This window comes from Streptomyces sp. 142MFCol3.1 (genome assembly GCF_000424945.1).
GTDB lineage: Bacteria > Actinomycetota > Actinomycetes > Streptomycetales > Streptomycetaceae > Streptomyces > Streptomyces siamensis.
In genome coordinates this window covers 441,782-457,941 of sequence record NZ_AUKV01000002.1, presented here as the reverse complement: position 1 = coordinate 457,941, position 16,160 = coordinate 441,782, and the positions used below count along the sequence as shown (strand labels likewise).

The following is a 16,160-nucleotide window of genomic DNA, read 5'->3' as shown; positions in this document are numbered from 1 at the left end:
GACCTGTCTCGGCACTCCGGGCGCCCCGTCCGAGTGCGCACGGGGCGAACGGTCGGGCCTCGACCGGCGCCGACCGCTTCGTTTGGCTGCAACCGCTCCGGCTGGCGTCAACCGCCTCGACCGGTGGCTCCCGCCTCTGTCGGCGCCAACCGTCGCTCGTCGACGGCTCCCGCCCTGAGATCGGCGGCTCCCGCCCTGAGATCGGCGGCTCCCGCCCTGAGATCGGCGGCTCCCGCCCCGATCGGGCGATTCCCGTTCCGAGATCGGCTTCTTCCACCGCGACTCGCGCGCGCCCGCACCCGAGGCGGACGGAATGTCTCGGCCATACCTCGGCATCAATCGACACTTCTGTCACAGCCGGCGCATGCCTTCCCTGGAGACGCGCCCCGCGCCGCCCGGCCGCCCGGGGCGCACCTGCGGCCTCCGTCCGCCCCCTGCGCGCCACCCACGGCCGCATCCGATCAGAGGAGTCCCCTGCCCCGCGCACGGCGCGGACCACCTCCCGCGGCGGTGGGGCCGACGGAGACCGACGGGGACCGGAAGGCCTTCTGACCTGCGGCGATCTTCAGATCGCCGGCGGTCGCGAGGGATCACCGACTTTCCTCGGAGGCCGCTCCCGCCCCGCTCCGGGGCCCGGCGCGGTGCCACCCCACGCGGTTGCGAACACCGACCTGACTCCGCAGTAGCCAAGGGTTGACAGCCGGAAGCGCTGAGTGCCGCTGTGAGCCTCTTTGGGCCCGGGGCCGTATATGGGGAGTCGGCCGAGACCGGTTCAGGGCGGCACATGCGGACTCAGGTACCGGCAAACCCCCATCACTGTCGGCGCTACCGGTAGACTGGAGGCTAATCCCGCCCCACTTGTGGGACACACCGAGCAACGCTGACTAAGGCTTACCAACGCAACACGCCGCAGCCGCTCCGGCCACCCGCCGGGAGCTTGGCTTGTGCTGTGCCAGAAAGGGCGCTTCGTGGCCGATTCCGGCAACCCCAACGAGAACATCCCGTCCACCGACGCCGGCGCCACTGGCGAGGTCACATCCTCGTACGACGCCAGCGCCATCACCGTCCTCGAGGGTCTGGACGCGGTCCGCAAGCGACCCGGCATGTACATCGGCTCGACCGGTGAGCGCGGACTCCACCACCTCGTGTACGAGGTCGTCGACAACTCCGTCGACGAGGCGCTGGCCGGCCACGCGGACACCATCGACGTGACGATCCTGGCCGACGGCGGTGTACGCGTCGTCGACAACGGCCGAGGCATCCCGGTGGGCATCGTCGCCTCCGAGGGCAAGCCGGCCCTTGAGGTCGTGCTGACCGTGCTGCACGCGGGCGGCAAGTTCGGCGGCGGCGGCTACGCGGTCTCCGGTGGTCTGCACGGCGTCGGCGTCTCCGTCGTGAACGCTCTGTCGAGCAAGGTCTCCGTCGAGGTCAGGACCGACGGCCACCGCCACACGCAGGACTACAAGATGGGCGTCCCGACCGCCCCGCTGGCCAAGCACGAGGTCACGGAGGAGACGGGCACGTCGGTCACCTTCTGGGCCGACCCCGACATCTTCGAGACCACGGAGTACTCCTTCGAGACGCTCTCGCGGCGTTTCCAGGAGATGGCGTTCCTCAACAAGGGTTTGACCATCAAACTCACTGACGAGCGCGAGTCGGCGAAGGCCACCTCCGGGGCTGACGAGGCGGGTGCGGACGACACCGCCGAGGTCAAGACCGTCACGTACCACTACGAGGGCGGCATCGTCGACTTCGTGAAGTACCTCAACTCCCGCAAGGGAGACGTGGTGCACCCGACGGTGATCGACCTGGAGGCCGAGGACAAGGACAAGAGCCTCTCCCTCGAAGTCGCGATGCAGTGGAACAGCGGCTACAGCGAGGGCGTCTACTCCTTCGCCAACATCATCCACACCCACGAGGGCGGCACGCACGAGGAGGGCTTCCGTGCGGCGCTGACCTCGCTGATCAACAAGTACGCGCGCGACAAGAAGCTGCTTCGCGAGAAGGACGACAACCTCACGGGCGACGACATCCGCGAGGGTCTGACCGCGATCATCTCGGTCAAGCTGAGCGAGCCGCAGTTCGAGGGCCAGACCAAGACCAAGCTGGGGAACACGGAGGCCAAGACCTTCGTGCAGAAGGCGGTCTACGAACACCTCAACGACTGGCTCGACCGCAACCCGAACGAGGCCGCGGACATCATCCGCAAGTCCATCCAGGCGGCCACCGCGCGCGTGGCGGCCCGCAAGGCGCGTGACCTCACCCGCCGCAAGGGCCTCCTGGAGTCGGCGTCCCTGCCGGGCAAGCTCTCCGACTGCCAGTCGAACGACCCCACCAAGTGCGAGATCTTCATCGTCGAGGGTGACTCCGCCGGCGGTTCGGCCAAGTCCGGCCGCAACCCGCAGTACCAGGCGATCCTCCCGATCCGAGGAAAGATCCTCAACGTCGAGAAGGCGCGGATCGACAAGATCCTGCAGAACCAGGAGATCCAGGCGCTGATCTCGGCCTTCGGCACCGGAGTCCACGAGGACTTCGACATCGAGAAGCTCCGCTATCACAAGATCATCCTGATGGCGGACGCCGACGTCGACGGCCAGCACATCAACACCCTGCTGCTGACCTTCCTGTTCCGCTTCATGCGGCCGCTGGTCGAGGCCGGACACGTGTTCCTCTCCCGTCCCCCGCTCTACAAGATCAAGTGGGGCCGGGACGACATGGAGTACGCGTACTCCGACCGCGAGCGCGACGCGCTGCTCGAGATGGGCCGCCAGCGCGGAAAGCGCGTCAAGGAGGACTCGATCCAGCGCTTCAAGGGCCTCGGTGAGATGAACGCCGAGGAACTGCGCATCACGACGATGGACCAGGAGCACCGCGTCCTCGGCCAGGTCACTCTCGACGACGCCGCCCAGGCCGACGACCTGTTCTCGGTGCTGATGGGCGAGGACGTCGAGGCGCGCCGCGCGTTCATCCAGCGCAACGCCAAGGACGTCCGCTTCCTCGACATCTGAGTCGGTCTCAGCTGACCGCACCAGAAAGGATCTTCACCAGCAATGGCCGACGAGAACATTCCGAGCATCCCTGAAGACGAGGGTCTGGCTCTCCGTGTCGAGCCCGTCGGGCTCGAGACGGAGATGCAGCGCTCGTACCTCGACTACGCGATGTCCGTCATCGTGTCGCGCGCGCTGCCCGACGTACGGGACGGCCTCAAGCCTGTCCACCGCCGCGTCCTGTACGCCATGTACGACGGCGGCTACCGGCCCGAGAAGGGCTTCTACAAGTGCGCCCGCGTCGTCGGCGACGTCATGGGCAACTATCACCCGCACGGCGACTCCTCGATCTACGACGCGCTGGTCCGCCTCGCGCAGCCGTGGTCGATGCGGATGCCGCTGGTGGACTCCAACGGCAACTTCGGTTCCCCGGGCAACGACCCGGCCGCCGCCATGCGGTACACCGAGTGCAAGTTGATGCCGCTGTCCATGGAGATGGTCCGCGACATCGACGAGGAGACCGTCGACTTCACGGACAACTACGACGGCCGCTCCCAGGAGCCGACCGTTCTGCCGGCTCGCTTCCCGAATCTGCTGATCAACGGCTCCGCCGGTATCGCGGTCGGCATGGCGACCAACATCCCGCCGCACAACCTCCGTGAGGTCGCGGCCGGCGCCCAGTGGTACCTGGAGCACCCCGAGGCCTCCCACGAGGAGCTGCTCGACGCCCTTATCGAGCGCATCAAGGGCCCCGATTTCCCGAGTGGTGCCCTGGTAGTGGGCCGCAAGGGCATCGAGGAGGCGTACCGCACGGGCCGCGGCTCCATCACGATGCGCGCGGTCGTCGAGGTCGAGGAGATCCAGAACCGCCAGTGCCTGGTGGTCACCGAACTCCCCTACCAGGTCAACCCGGACAACCTCGCGCAGAAGATCGCCGACCTGGTGAAGGACGGCAAGATCGGCGGCATCGCGGACGTCCGCGACGAGACGTCGTCCCGCACGGGCCAGCGGCTCGTGATCGTGCTCAAGAGGGACGCCGTCGCCAAGGTCGTCCTGAACAACCTCTACAAGCACACTGACCTGCAGACGAACTTCGGCGCCAACATGCTGGCGCTGGTGGACGGCGTCCCGCGCACGCTGTCGCTCGACGCGTTCATCCGCCACTGGGTGACGCATCAGATCGAGGTCATCGTCCGCCGTACGAAGTTCCGGCTGCGCAAGGCCGAGGAGCGCGCGCACATCCTGCGCGGCCTCCTGAAGGCCCTGGACGCCATCGACGAGGTCATCGCGCTGATCCGGCGCAGCGACACCGTAGAGATCGCGCGCGAGGGCCTGATGGGCCTCCTGGAGATCGACGAGATCCAGGCCAACGCGATCCTCGAGATGCAGCTGCGCCGGCTGGCCGCCCTGGAGCGTCAGAAGATCATCCAGGAGCACGACGAACTCCAGGCGAAGATCCGCGAGTACAACGAGATCCTCGCCTCGCCGGTGCGCCAGCGCGGCATCATCAGCGAGGAGCTCGCCGCGATCGTCGAGAAGTTCGGCGACGACCGCCGCTCGAAGCTGGTGCCCTTCGACGGCGACATGTCCATCGAGGACCTGATCGCCGAAGAGGACATCGTCGTCACCATCACGCGCGGCGGCTACATCAAACGAACCAAGACGGAGGACTACCGCTCACAGAAGCGGGGCGGCAAGGGCGTACGCGGCACGAAGCTGAAGCAGGACGACATCGTCGACCACTTCTTCGTGTCGACCACGCACCACTGGCTGCTGTTCTTCACCAACAAGGGCCGCGTCTACCGCGCGAAGGCGTACGAGCTTCCGGACGCCGGCCGTGAAGCGCGCGGCCAGCACGTCGCGAACCTTCTCGCCTTCCAGCCGGACGAGGCGATCGCCGAGATCCTCGCGATCCGTGACTACGAGGCGGCGCCCTACCTGGTCCTGGCCACCAAGGGCGGCCTGGTGAAGAAGACGCCTCTGAAGGATTACGACTCGCCCCGTTCGGGCGGCGTCATCGCCATCAACCTCCGTGAGACGGAGGACGGTTCCGACGACGAACTGATCGGAGCCGAACTCGTCTCGGCCGAGGACGATCTGCTGCTGATCAGCAAGAAGGCCCAGTCGATCAGGTTCACCGCGACGGATGACGCATTGCGCCCCATGGGCCGTGCGACCTCGGGCGTCAAGGGGATGAGTTTCCGCGAGGGCGATCAGCTTCTCTCGATGAATGTTGTTCGACCCGGTACGTTCGTGTTCACTGCGACAGACGGTGGGTACGCGAAGCGGACCGCTGTCGACGAGTACCGCGTCCAGGGTCGCGGTGGCCTCGGTATCAAGGCCGCCAAGATCGTCGAGGATCGCGGCTCCCTCGTCGGTGCGCTGGTGGTCGAGGAGACCGACGAGATCCTCGCCATCACACTGTCGGGCGGTGTGATTCGTACGCGAGTCAACGAGGTCAGGGAGACGGGCCGTGACACCATGGGTGTCCAGCTGATCAACCTGGGCAAGCGCGATGCCGTGGTCGGTATCGCTCGTAACGCCGAGGCCGGTCGTGAGGCGGAGGAGGTCGACGGTGACATCACCGTGGACGAGTCCGCCGAAGGCGCCGAGGCCATCGGTACGGACGAGGGCGAGCAGTCCTCGGCCGAGTAGCGCGAGGAGTGAGTCATCGTGAGCGGAGCCACGGGCGCCGGATCGACCGGTACGGAAACGGACGGCGGCCGTGGCCCCGCCACGGATGCGACTGACTCCCATGACTCTCATGTTTCCCAGGGGGGAACTGTGACCGACACCCGAGGCCCGCAGGCCCAGCAGTACGCGGGCGGCCAGCCGGCCCCGGCAGGGGCGCCCCTGGCGCCGGGTTCGCCGCTGCCCGGGGAGCGACAGCCCCAGCAGCCAGGCCAGCCCTATCACCCGCCGCAGGCCTACCCGGCCCAGACGCCTTCGGGCGCGGTGCGCCGGCCGCGTACGGGCGCACGTACGGCACCGCGGACGCGCAAGGCGCGACTGCGGGTGGCCAAGGCCGACCCCTGGTCGGTGATGAAGGTCAGCTTCCTGCTCTCCATCGCGCTCGGCATCTGCACGATCGTGGCATCGGCGGTGCTGTGGATGGTCATGGACGCGATGGGCGTCTTCTCGACCGTCGGCGGCACCATCTCCGAGGCGACCGGGTCGAACGAGTCCAACGGCTTCGACCTCCAGTCGTACCTGTCGCTCCCGCACGTCCTGATGTTCACGTCCGTCATCGCGGTCATCGACGTGGTCCTGGCGACCGCGCTGGCCACGCTCGGAGCCTTCATCTACAACCTCTCCGCGGGCTTCGTCGGCGGTGTCGAGCTGACGCTCGCCGAGGACGAGTGAACCCCCGTTCAAACGTCTCCCGACTATCGATTTTGGGACTGGCCGCGTCGTGCGCTAATCTTCAGAGGTCAGCGCGCGGGACACACACCGCAAAGCGCGGCGGGGCTATAGCTCAGTTGGTTAGAGCGCATCCCTGATAAGGATGAGGCCACAGGTTCAAATCCTGTTAGCCCCACCAGCACGAAGACCCCCGGTCCATACGGACCGGGGGTCTTTGACGTCTACGGCTGACATCAACCCATGAGGCGCGATGACTGATCCATCCCGACGGCTTCCCGCTCGCTGTCGCCGACCGCGTGCGTGTAGACGTCCATGGTCATGCTGATCCGGCTGTGCCCGCAGGATCGCTTGGGAGACGGGATGGACCTTCAGAAGGACGAACAGGGTCCCGCGGCTCCGCCTGCCGGTGCATCGACCGGCGGTCGGATCCTCCGGGGGCTCACCGGGCTCACCGGGCTCACCGGGCTCACCGGGCTCACCGGGCTCACCGGGCGCAGGGGGCGCAGGGGGCCAGGTGAACCGGGACCCGGTCCGGTGCAGGCCGACGCGTTCCACGGGCCGGACGATCGCGTTCCGAGCCCTCTTCGCACCGGAGCGTGCGCCGTGCAACCTTCCCCCCGGCTCACGAGTCTTCACGCTGTACTTCGTCCCGCACAGCGTGAAAGACCTCCGTGCTCCGGAAGAGTCTCGTCGCCGCCCGGACCGGTGCTGCCCTGTGCGCCGTCGTCCTCGGCAGCCTGCTGACCGCCGCTCCGCAGGCTGCAGCCGCCGACGTCACCTGCTCGACCAACGTCTACAAGCGGACGTTCTACAAGAACACCTCGTTCTCCGGCTCTCCGGTGAAGACCGACTGCGACAGTGCGATCAGCCAGAGCTGGTCCGGCAGCCCGGTCTCCGGAGTGCCGTCGAACGGCTTCGGCGTCCGCTGGTCGGTGACCCGCGACTTCGGCTCCGGCGGCCCCTTCACGTTCACCGCCTCCGCCACCGACGGCGTCCGCGTCTATCTGGACGGCGTCCGCAAGATCGACCTGTGGACGGGCACCGGTGACACCGCCCGCTCCAAGAGCGTCAATCTCACCGTCCCCTCCGGCAAGCACACCCTCCGCGTCGACTACGTGAACTGGACCGGCGCCGCGAAGGTCAAGTACACGTACACACCGCGGACCTCGGCCACGTACGACAAGACGAAGCCGCTCGCCCCCACCGGCGTGAAGACCGCCTACAACACCACCACCCGCAGGACGACCGTCTCCTGGTCCGCCAACAAGGAGATGGACCTGGCGGGTTACTCCCTCTACCGGCGGCCCGTAGGTTCCGGCACCTGGACGAAGGTCACCACGACCACCGCCCGCAGCCACACCGACCCGCTGGTCAACCCCGACGACCGCACGCCCTACTACTACGAGGTCCGCGCCCAGGACAAGGCGGGCAACGCCTCGTCGGGCAGCACGGACACCGTCGTCCGGCCTCTGCCCGTCGTCGCCTCCCTGACCGGCACCTACGACAAGGCGACCGGCAACGTCACCCTGAAGTGGCCCCTCAACACCGAGGCGCACTTCGACCACTACACCGTCCTGAGCAACGACAAGGTGGACGGCTCCTACGTGTGGGTCCCGCTCGGCACCACCAAGGGCAGCACCTGGACCACCGGGCCCGTCACCGCCGACGGCGAGACCCGTCACTACCGCGTCCTCGTCACCAACGACGGCGGCACCACCACCTACAACCCGCTCGGGCTCGACTCCACCGCCACCAACGAGCTCTGGCTGGACATCCCCGACGGCATAGCCCCCGCCTACGCCCCCGATCTGACCCTGGGGACCTGTGCGGGCGGCATCCAGGCGACCGCCAGCCACAGCACGCCGGCTCCGATACGCGACTTCGTCGGCTTGGAGGTCGAGCGCCGCGAAGCGGGGACGGGCACCTGGTCGGTGGTCCTGCACAAGGGGTTCGACCCGCGCCTCGCCACCGCCACGGCCACCGCCTGTGACCCGCTGCCCGCCGACGGGCGCAGCTACGACTACCGGGCCCGTACCTATGACGCGGCCGGCAACTACTCGCCGTCCAGCACGATCGAGACCGTGCGGATCGGCTGACAGGCACGGGGGCCACGCCCTGCGGGTGGGTCCACCGGTCCGAAGGCCCCCGACCGATCAGGGCCGGGGGTCTTCGTCGTGCCGGTCACGCGCCGCGTACACCGCGCGCGGGGGCTCATCAGCCGCCGTGGCGCACTTTCCCAGGCGAGGAGATGCGCCCGCTCCCGGTCCAGGGCGTCGCTCAGCCGCTCGTACGCGTCGGCGTGCCGCTGCCAGGCGGGTCACCTCGTGGTGGGAGGCGTGCGGTCCGCGCTCCTTTGTCACGGAGGTTCGTGGATTCGGCGCAGGCTTCGCGAGCCGTAACGAGAAGTACTCAATCTGCGTGTAGATGTAGATTCACACGGTGTGGGTGAGGGGTTGCGCGAGGCGCCTGATCCGTCTGCCGCCGTGCGGTGGCGGCTGGGGTGGCGGGGGCTCAAGTGATCGAGGCTATCTACAGTACTCGTGTAGATGTAGATTCAGTCAAGAGTGCGAGGCCCGTGCGAACTGGCGACGGGGGTGTGGGGCGTGCGGTAGTGCGTGAACAGGGCGGAGTGCTCCGTGCTCCGAGAAAGCCGGATGTCAATCTGCGATCTACTTGCGCATGTGGATGTTGTCGGTCGATGCTCGGGAACGTGACCAAGCAGCCTCATCAACCCGGCGAACCCGGCTCCGGCGAAGGTGTCGCCCACGGGGGTGAGGACCTTGCCGCACTGCTGGAACGTCTCCTTGCTCAGGTGCCGGACAGGACGCAGAAGGATCTGGCCGAGCAGGCCGGCATCTCGTATCCCACGCTCAACGCGTGGATGAATCGGACCCGTGGAACGTCCCGTATCGATCCTGAGAAGCTCCGCGCGATGGTGGAAGTGTTCCGTCGTTGGGGCGTGAAGACCACGCCGCGGGAATTCTTCGCGACCGTCGGCCGACCGGTTCCCGGCCCCAGTGGGGACGAGCGGGAGGCCCAGCTGCTGAAGCTCTACCGGCAACTGCCCGAGTCCAGGCAGCGCGCCCTGGTCAAGAACGCCGAGGCGATGCTCCAGCTCAGTCGCGTCATCTGAAAGTGGCTCACGTCTGAGGGTCGTTCACATCTGAGGGTCGTTCACGGTCTGCGTTCGTTCAGGTCTGAGGTCGGCTGGTCGTGCGCAGGCCGTCCGTCGCCCGAAGGCCGTATGTCGTCTGCGGGTCGTATGTCGTCCGTGGGTCGTGCGTCGTCTGAAGGGCCTGCGCCGGCCGGTTGGCCCGGACGCATCGGTGGAAAGTCCTGGGGGTGGTCCGGGGCACGGCCTTCTGCGTGGTGCGGACATCCGGGCGGAACACGTCGACGGCTCTCGTACGGCTTGGACGCGTGAGCACGAACGGCGGGCCGCTGGCCTCCCGGAGCGGGATCACTTCATGCCTGGGGGCATTTCCTGGGGAGGTAGCCGTGGGCATCCTGATCTGCGTGGCGGACGATCTGCCGAAAATCGCCGTCCGGGACCCTGACGAGGTCAGCGTCCTCGTGGCGAGAGGCGGCGAGACCGGCGAACTGCCGCGGGAAGTGCAGGAGATCCTCACGATCGACCTCGGTGCGCCGGCCACTGCCGACGCGGCATTTCTCTGCTTCTGCGGCACACGAGTGGAACTGCCGGGCGAACTCGCACGTCTCGGTGCGGTCGAGGCTTCCGGCACCCGCTGACACGCAGAGCGGTCGATGCCCGTCACTGTGTACCGGTGTGGCAGCCGACCATGGAGGGGGAGCCGGCCGTGTCGACGTGGTCGGGGGCGGCCGTGGAGTCGTTCAGCGCGTTCATGAAGGCGGTCGTGTCCGTGGAGGGTCGGTGACGGCATGCGGGGGAAGAGCCGTGTGCCTCGGCGCGGATCCGCTGCTTCATCGTCGGCGGAAGTCCCCTGTCGGCGGACAAGGCCGGGGACCAGCTCCGGGGCGACGGCTCCGGGAGCCTCGGGGCCGGGACGCCGGTGTTGCGCTCGGGCTCGGGCTGGGGTACCGCCGCGGCGGCGGTCGTGGTGACGAGGCCGAGTGTCGTGCACAGGGCGAGGAAGGCGGTGACGATGGCGGTCCACAGTTTCATGACCTGGTTCCTGGCCATGTTCCCTCACTTTCGGGTTGGGCGATTTGCGTACTTTCCTCATGATGTGTATGGGGTCCTCGAAGTGGTGGACCCACGCTCGTGGCGCGTCGATCTTCTGATGAACACCCACTCGGATGGGTGCATGAGAGCTGCAAAGTGGAGGAGAAGGGCTTAGAGGGGACAAAGTCACCTTCCGTGGAGGTGTGCTCACCCTCTGGACGCAGCGGATCGAGTGACTTCTACTGCGCTGTACCGGCCGTGAGTTGGGGGGCCGACGCAGGTCACCGATCGATATCGGGCGGTGTGTATAGTCGGGCGCCAGAGGTCCCCTACGTCAACGAAAGACGAGGTCGCGCGGTGAAGAAGCTTCTCCTGGTCGCACTGGCCGCCATCGGCGGGCTCCTCGTGTACCGCCAGATCCAGGCGGATCGCGCCGAGCAGGATCTGTGGACGGAGGCGACTGACTCCGTGCCCACGGGTTCGTGAGTATCGACAACAGTCTCAGAGCAGACCCCGGCCGCCCTCGCGGTCGGGGTTTTGTGTTCTCCGCGGGCGTTTGCGGCGCCGTCGGTTCTCCACGGCACATGAAGTGACGACCGACGGCCTGCGTGTGTTCGGCGCACCGCGCGACGAGAGCCGCGTGCGTCTTGGGCGTCGCGCCGTTTCGGCCGCTTGTGCGGATAGCGCGGGTGGTGCGGCGGCGGGCGGGGCAGGATGGGCCCACGATTCCGGGGCCTCGACGAGGGGGTGGCGCGTGATGGGGCGGCGCACGGTGTGGTGGCTCGGCCGGGTGCTGCCGGCCGCCGGAGCTGCGCTGGTCGCGATGCTCGCGCCGACCTGGCAGACCGCCACGGCCGACACGCAGCCGGTCGGGGGCGACCGAGGTGGCGCGCGCCCGATCGCGGCCGATGCGGGCACGATGCGCACGGTCAGCGCCGATGGGGGTGGCACGCGTACGGCCGGGGATGCCGCGGTCGACGCGGAACCGACGCCGTACGCCTTCGCCGAGGACGCCACGAGCGTGGACGGCGCCACCGGCACCACGGGCGCCGCACGACTGGAGCCGGGCGAGGCCTACCGGAGCTCCATCGGCAAGGACGGCAAGCTCTACTACCGCCTCGTGCTCGACGACGTGTCCAATGCCTACGTCTCCGTCACCGCCGTCCCCAGGCCGGGTACGAGGGTCTCCTACTCCGACGGCATCAAGGTGTCCGTGCAGGACGGCAACAGCCGCAACTGCTCCTTCTCCGGGACCGCGCACTTCGGCGCCACGCAGAGCTCCCACCCGATCGCCGCCTGGGCGACCCGGGAGACGAGCGGCCATCCGTACGCGTGCCAGACGGCGGGGACCTACTACGTGGTCGTCGAACGCAGCGGCACGGCCGGGTCCTCGTCCGGCGTCTGGGACCTGGAACTCGACTACGTCTCGGAGCCGGGCCTGCGGAAGGCCGGCTCGACGAGCGCCCCGGAGACCTGGAGATCCGCCACACCGGAACCCCTCACGGGCGATCCGGAGCGCCGGCGCGGCGGCGCCGGGTTCAGCACCGCGACATCGCTGCGCCAGGGCATCTGGCAGGACGGGATCAGCCCCGGGCAGACGCTGTTCTACAAGGTGCCGCTCGACTGGGGACAACAGCTGTACGTCACCGCCGCGCTGGGCAGTTCGGGCCGGGGCGAGGGCTCGGTGGGCACCGCGCTGGTCATGTCCCTCTACAACCCCGTGCGCGGTTTCGTGGACGACGTCGGCTCCGGATACGACGGCGGGCAGCGGTCCGCCGCGCTCGAACCGCTGCCCGCGGTCGCCTACGAGAACCGGTACGCCCTCAGCGACCGGGTGAGCGGCATGCGGTTCGCGGGCTCGTACTACCTCGTCGTCCATCTCGCCGCTCAGGTCGCCGACCGGTTCGGCGACGGGCCGCTGGGCCTGACGCTGAGCGTGCGCAGGGACGGTGCCGTGCGGGCCGGGCCGTCGTATGCGGGGCGACCCGAACCCCGCGACGCGTTCGACGTCCCGGCGGACGACTCCGACGACCAGGCCGACGACGGGGCCGGCGCCGACGGTTCGGTGGGCGGTGCGAGTCCCGGGGAGGGCGGCAGTGACCGGGCCGACGGCGCGGATGCCGGCAGCGACAGCGCCACGATGAAGGTGGTCGCCGTGGGCGGGATCGGCACGGGGAGCCTGCTGATGCTGATCCTCGGGGTCTGGACGGTGACCGCCCGGCGGCGCCCTCTTCCCGCACCCGAGGACGCGGACACGGCCTCGGCCGCGGTGCCGGCGCCGGCGCCGTGGGAGCGCGGGGCGCCGAGGAGTCGGTAGCGCCCTCCTGGTTCGGATCTGACCGGTTCGGATCTGGCCGGTTCAGATCTGCGTGAGCGCCCAGAAGCCCACGGCGAAGCAGGCCAGCGCGATGAGGAACATCGGGACGGCCACCTTCGGGGGCGGTCCCGGACGTGGCCGGGCCCGCCTCGCACGATGCACCGGAACCCGTCGGGCCTGAGGCGGAACCTGCGGGGACCGAGCGGTGTATGAAGCAGTAGAGGCGTACGCGGGCTGGTGCATCGTGGCGGCAGGAGCCGCGGGCCGCTGGGGGGAGGGCACGTGGGTGGGCGTTGGAGTGGGCGCGGCGGTGGGCGTGGGGGTCGGCGTCGGTTCGAAGGCCGGGGGATGCAGGGGAGCGGGCACGGGCGGCACGACCGGGGCGGGAGGGGCGAGCGGCCGGGCCTTGTGCCATGCCTGCTGGGCCTGTGCCTGGGACAGGGCCTGATCCTGTGGGTGGGGCGGCTGCTGTGGGAACTGCTGGGCGTCCCGCTCGGGCTGTCGCCGTGCCTCCCCGTCGGCGACGGCCGGCTGCGGCGGAGGAAGATGGAAACTGCCGGTGTCGGACATCGAGGCCGGCAGCGCAGGGACGGCGCCGGCCGCGGACCGAGACGCGCCATCGGGGGATGGGCATACGGACTCCGGCCCCGCGGCACGGGAGGCGGACTCCGGGCCTACGGTGCGGGGTTCGGACTCCGGGGCCACGGTGTGGGGCTGGGACTCCGGACGCGCGATGCCGGACGCGGGCTCCTGGCCCGCGGTATGGGCCGCGGGGCCTGGCTCGACGGTGCCGGACGCGGACAGCCGCTGTCCGTTGCGAAGAGCGGACCCCGGGTGCTCGTCGCCGAGAAGGGCGTTCGGCTGCGCACCGCGCGGTGTGGAATCCGCCTGTACGGCGTTGTGGGCGGACTCGTCTTCCGCGTCACCGGCACGGACGGCAGGCCGTATGTGATCGGCGCGCGGTTCGGGACTCGCATACCTGGTACGGGACCCCGTCCGCCCGCTCCTGGAGACGCTGCCCCGGTACGGGCCGTCCCCATACCCGCTGTCTCCGTAAGCGGTGCTCTCGGACGCGGTGTTCTCGGACGCGGTGTCCTCGGGCCGCGGGCCGGAGGCGCGGGACGGGGATGCGGAGAGCGGCTCGCCACTGGAGCGCGGGCCGTCAGCTGTGAAGGACCTGGCGGCGGATGGAGACCCGGCTCTGGGACCCGAATCTTCTTCGGAACCCGGACCGGCGCCGGGGCCTGAGGCGGGTCCCGAACCGGCTTCGGAAGCTGGACCGGCGCCGGAAGCCTGCCCGTGGCCCGCACCCGGGTCGGGCACGGAGGCGGAGTCGGGCCCGGACCAGGGCGGGGTGCCGTCCGTGGGGAGACGGGCCGCGGTGGTCTCCTGCCGGCGCCGGGAGAAGGCGCCGCCGGAGGCCAGTCCCGGCGCGGTCCTGAGCGGTCCCTTCGGCCCGAACCCTTCCGGGACCGGCCCGAGTTGGTCGAAGACCTCGATCAACTCGTCGTCGGGACCGGGCTCGGGCAGCAGCTCGGCGGCCGAGGCGAGCGCCTTGCGCGCTCCCGTCGCGGTGCGGAACCGCGCGTGCGGGTCGGGCTGCACCAGCGTGGCCACGACCTGCCACAGCGGCTCGGGTATGCCCCGTGGGGCGGACGGGGTGCCGTGCGCGGCGAAGTACTCGATCAGGGCCTTGGCGTCGGGCTTGGCGCCTTCCAGCAGATACAGGGCGACCAGCCCCACGGCGAACAGATCGGCGGGGAAGTCCGGTTCGGCGCCCAGCATCTGCTCGGGCGCGAAGTAACCGGGGGTTCCCACAACGTAGTTGGTCTCCGTCAGCCGTGGCTCGCCGAGGCGCATCGCGATGCCGAAGTCCGACAGCCGCAGTCGCGGACGGGCCATGCCGGTAGCCTCGAGCAGCACGTTGGCGGGCTTGATGTCGCGGTGTATGACGCCTTCCGCGTGCACGGCGGCAAGGCCCGCGAGCAGCTGGTCGAGCAGGACGCAGACGAAGGGGGCGGGCAGGGGGCCGTAGTCGTTGACCAGGTGGACGAGGGAGCCACCCGCGACGAGGTCCATGGTGAACAGAACCTTGTCGTCGTCGGCGGCCCAGCTGGCGGGAGCCAGCACATGCGGATGGTCGATCCGCAGCGCCTGCTCCCGCACGAAGCGGAGCAACGCGTGAGCGTCGCTCTGCTGCAACACCTTGGCGGCCACGTACCGGCGGCGGCGGTGGTCCCAGGCGCGCCAGACCGCACCGACTCCCCCGCGGCCGATCGGGTCGACCAGTTCGTACCGGCCGGCGAAGACCTCACCCATGGTCGTGTATCGCTCCCCTTCGGCGGTCGGTCAGGAGACCTCTCCCGAGATGCCCGGCCGCCCGAGTCGGGCAGCTGGAGAAGATGAGGGTCTCCAGCTGCCGTGCTTTCGGCGGCAGGGTGTTCGGCGGCCGGGCGGTCGGCTCAGCTCTGGTGCGACTGGTAGTGCGCGACCGCGTCGGAGGTACGGCCGGCGCCGTACACCCGGAGGAACTCTGCCAGTTCCGGGTGGGTCGGGGCGAGGGTGTCCGCCGCGTCGATGATGTCCCCGGCCGCGGCCACCGAGCGCAGCAGCGACTGGATCTCGCGCACCACGCGCTTCACCGTCGGCGCGCCCGAACTGCTCGTCGACTGCGTGGTGTTGCTGAGCACCGATCCCCCCTGGGACTTCTTGATCTCGTCCATGCGCTCGGTCGCCTCGGCGGCGCTGACGCTGCCGTCCGCGACCTGCCCCGCCAGGTCCTGCAGAAGCTGCACGCGCTGGACGACCGCCGGATTGCCGATCTTGGCTCGCTGACCGCTCATCAGCTGCGACAGCATGGGCGCCGACAGGCCCAGCACCCCGGCCAGGCGCGCCTGGTTGAGCCCAAGATCCTCGATGAGCCTACGGAAGAGTGCCCCCAACGGCTCCCCGTACCAGTTCCGCTGCAGCTCCCGGGCTCTTGCGGTTGCTTCCTGCTGTGCGGCGTCCATTGCGTCTCCCCATCGCTTCCCCAAATACCGCGGTTCGCTGTAGCGAACCACGTCGAGCATCTTACGGAGAGTGGTCGTCCACGGGGACCCCCAATCTTTTTGCGAGATCCCGGGGGTGACCCGGTACTCTGGTCTGCGGCGCCCGTCGACAGGTGGTTCCTGTGGCCGGACGTTCCTCTTCCGGGGCCTTAGCTCAGTTGGTAGAGCGCTGTCTTTGCATGGCAGATGTCAGGGGTTCGACTCCCCTAGGCTCCACGTCTCGGACCGGCCAGACGCCTTTTCGGCGGCTGGCCGGTTTTTTGATGTCCTCTTTTGGTCCGGGTGCGAGCCGGCGGTGA

The 16,160-nt window shown here is 69.1% G+C and carries 11 protein-coding genes and 2 tRNA genes; 10 read left to right on the top strand and 3 right to left on the bottom strand.

Translation table 11 applies throughout. The features are described from left to right. Nucleotides 1-944: 944 nt before the first annotated feature. The 7 genes from gyrB (at nt 945) to H305_RS0104575 (ending at nt 10,100) form a co-directional block, all read left to right on the top strand. Nucleotides 945-3,008, top strand: a complete 2,064-nt coding sequence (gene gyrB, locus H305_RS0104615) for a DNA topoisomerase (ATP-hydrolyzing) subunit B (RefSeq protein ID WP_028799382.1) — start codon at nt 945-947, stop codon at nt 3,006-3,008. Between the two features lie 42 nt (nt 3,009-3,050). Then, the gene (gene gyrA / locus H305_RS0104610; RefSeq protein WP_028799381.1) at nt 3,051-5,642 is read left to right on the top strand and encodes a DNA gyrase subunit A; all 2,592 of its coding nucleotides are present in this window, start codon (nt 3,051-3,053) and stop codon (nt 5,640-5,642) included. 18 nt (nt 5,643-5,660) lie between these two features. After that, nucleotides 5,661-6,350 (top strand): DUF3566 domain-containing protein, encoded by a 690-nt coding sequence (locus H305_RS50125; RefSeq protein WP_078628870.1) that lies wholly within the window; start codon nt 5,661-5,663, stop codon nt 6,348-6,350. A 101-nt stretch (nt 6,351-6,451) separates the two neighbouring features. Continuing rightward, nucleotides 6,452-6,528: transfer RNA gene (locus H305_RS0104600), tRNA-Ile, on the top strand. Between the two features lie 493 nt (nt 6,529-7,021). Beyond that, nucleotides 7,022-8,446 (top strand): PA14 domain-containing protein, encoded by a 1,425-nt coding sequence (locus tag H305_RS55955; protein WP_051370358.1) that lies wholly within the window; start codon nt 7,022-7,024, stop codon nt 8,444-8,446. Between the two features lie 614 nt (nt 8,447-9,060). Beyond that, nucleotides 9,061-9,483 (top strand): helix-turn-helix domain-containing protein, encoded by a 423-nt coding sequence (locus tag H305_RS0104585; protein ID WP_028799379.1) that lies wholly within the window; start codon nt 9,061-9,063, stop codon nt 9,481-9,483. 365 nt (nt 9,484-9,848) lie between these two features. Continuing rightward, on the top strand, nt 9,849-10,100 hold the full coding sequence (locus H305_RS0104575; protein WP_028799377.1) for a hypothetical protein: 252 nt from the start codon (nt 9,849-9,851) through the stop codon (nt 10,098-10,100). 22 nt (nt 10,101-10,122) lie between these two features. On the opposite strand, the gene H305_RS0104570 is transcribed toward H305_RS0104575, so the two are convergent. Beyond that, nucleotides 10,123-10,512, bottom strand: coding sequence for a DUF6344 domain-containing protein (locus H305_RS0104570; protein WP_028799376.1), 390 nt, complete (start codon nt 10,510-10,512; stop codon nt 10,123-10,125). Nucleotides 10,513-10,851: 339 nt separating this feature from the next. Here H305_RS0104570 and H305_RS54420 point away from each other — a divergent pair, with 339 nt between their 5' ends. Beyond that, on the top strand, nt 10,852-10,980 hold the full coding sequence (locus H305_RS54420; RefSeq protein ID WP_003999697.1) for a DLW-39 family protein: 129 nt from the start codon (nt 10,852-10,854) through the stop codon (nt 10,978-10,980). Nucleotides 10,981-11,251: 271 nt separating this feature from the next. After that, nucleotides 11,252-12,811 carry a hypothetical protein gene (locus tag H305_RS44445; RefSeq protein ID WP_234020614.1) on the top strand — a complete coding sequence of 520 codons (1,560 nt, stop codon included), beginning with the start codon at nt 11,252-11,254 and terminating at the stop codon, nt 12,809-12,811. Between the two features lie 42 nt (nt 12,812-12,853). Here H305_RS44445 and H305_RS53915 read toward each other — a convergent pair whose 3' ends face one another. Further along, the gene (locus tag H305_RS53915; RefSeq protein WP_028799375.1) at nt 12,854-15,130 is read right to left on the bottom strand and encodes a serine/threonine protein kinase; all 2,277 of its coding nucleotides are present in this window, start codon (nt 15,128-15,130) and stop codon (nt 12,854-12,856) included. A gap of 143 nt (nt 15,131-15,273) precedes the next feature. Further along, nucleotides 15,274-15,822, bottom strand: coding sequence for a helix-turn-helix domain-containing protein (locus H305_RS0104550; RefSeq protein ID WP_028799374.1), 549 nt, complete (start codon nt 15,820-15,822; stop codon nt 15,274-15,276). A 182-nt stretch (nt 15,823-16,004) separates the two neighbouring features. On the opposite strand from H305_RS0104550, the gene H305_RS0104545 reads away from it, so the two are divergent. Continuing rightward, nucleotides 16,005-16,077, top strand: a tRNA-Ala gene (locus H305_RS0104545). The last annotated feature ends 83 nt before the right edge of the window (nt 16,078-16,160 follow it).

Coding starts and splice junctions, on each gene's coding strand:
- gyrA (WP_028799381.1), top strand. CDS start 3,051: ATGGCCGACGAGAACATTCCGAGCATCCCTGAAGACGAGGGTCTGGCT.
- H305_RS0104570 (WP_028799376.1), bottom strand. CDS start 10,512: ATGGCCAGGAACCAGGTCATGAAACTGTGGACCGCCATCGTCACCGCC.
- H305_RS44445 (WP_234020614.1), top strand. CDS start 11,252: ATGGGGCGGCGCACGGTGTGGTGGCTCGGCCGGGTGCTGCCGGCCGCC.
- H305_RS53915 (WP_028799375.1), bottom strand. CDS start 15,130: ATGGGTGAGGTCTTCGCCGGCCGGTACGAACTGGTCGACCCGATCGGC.
- H305_RS0104550 (WP_028799374.1), bottom strand. CDS start 15,822: ATGGACGCCGCACAGCAGGAAGCAACCGCAAGAGCCCGGGAGCTGCAG.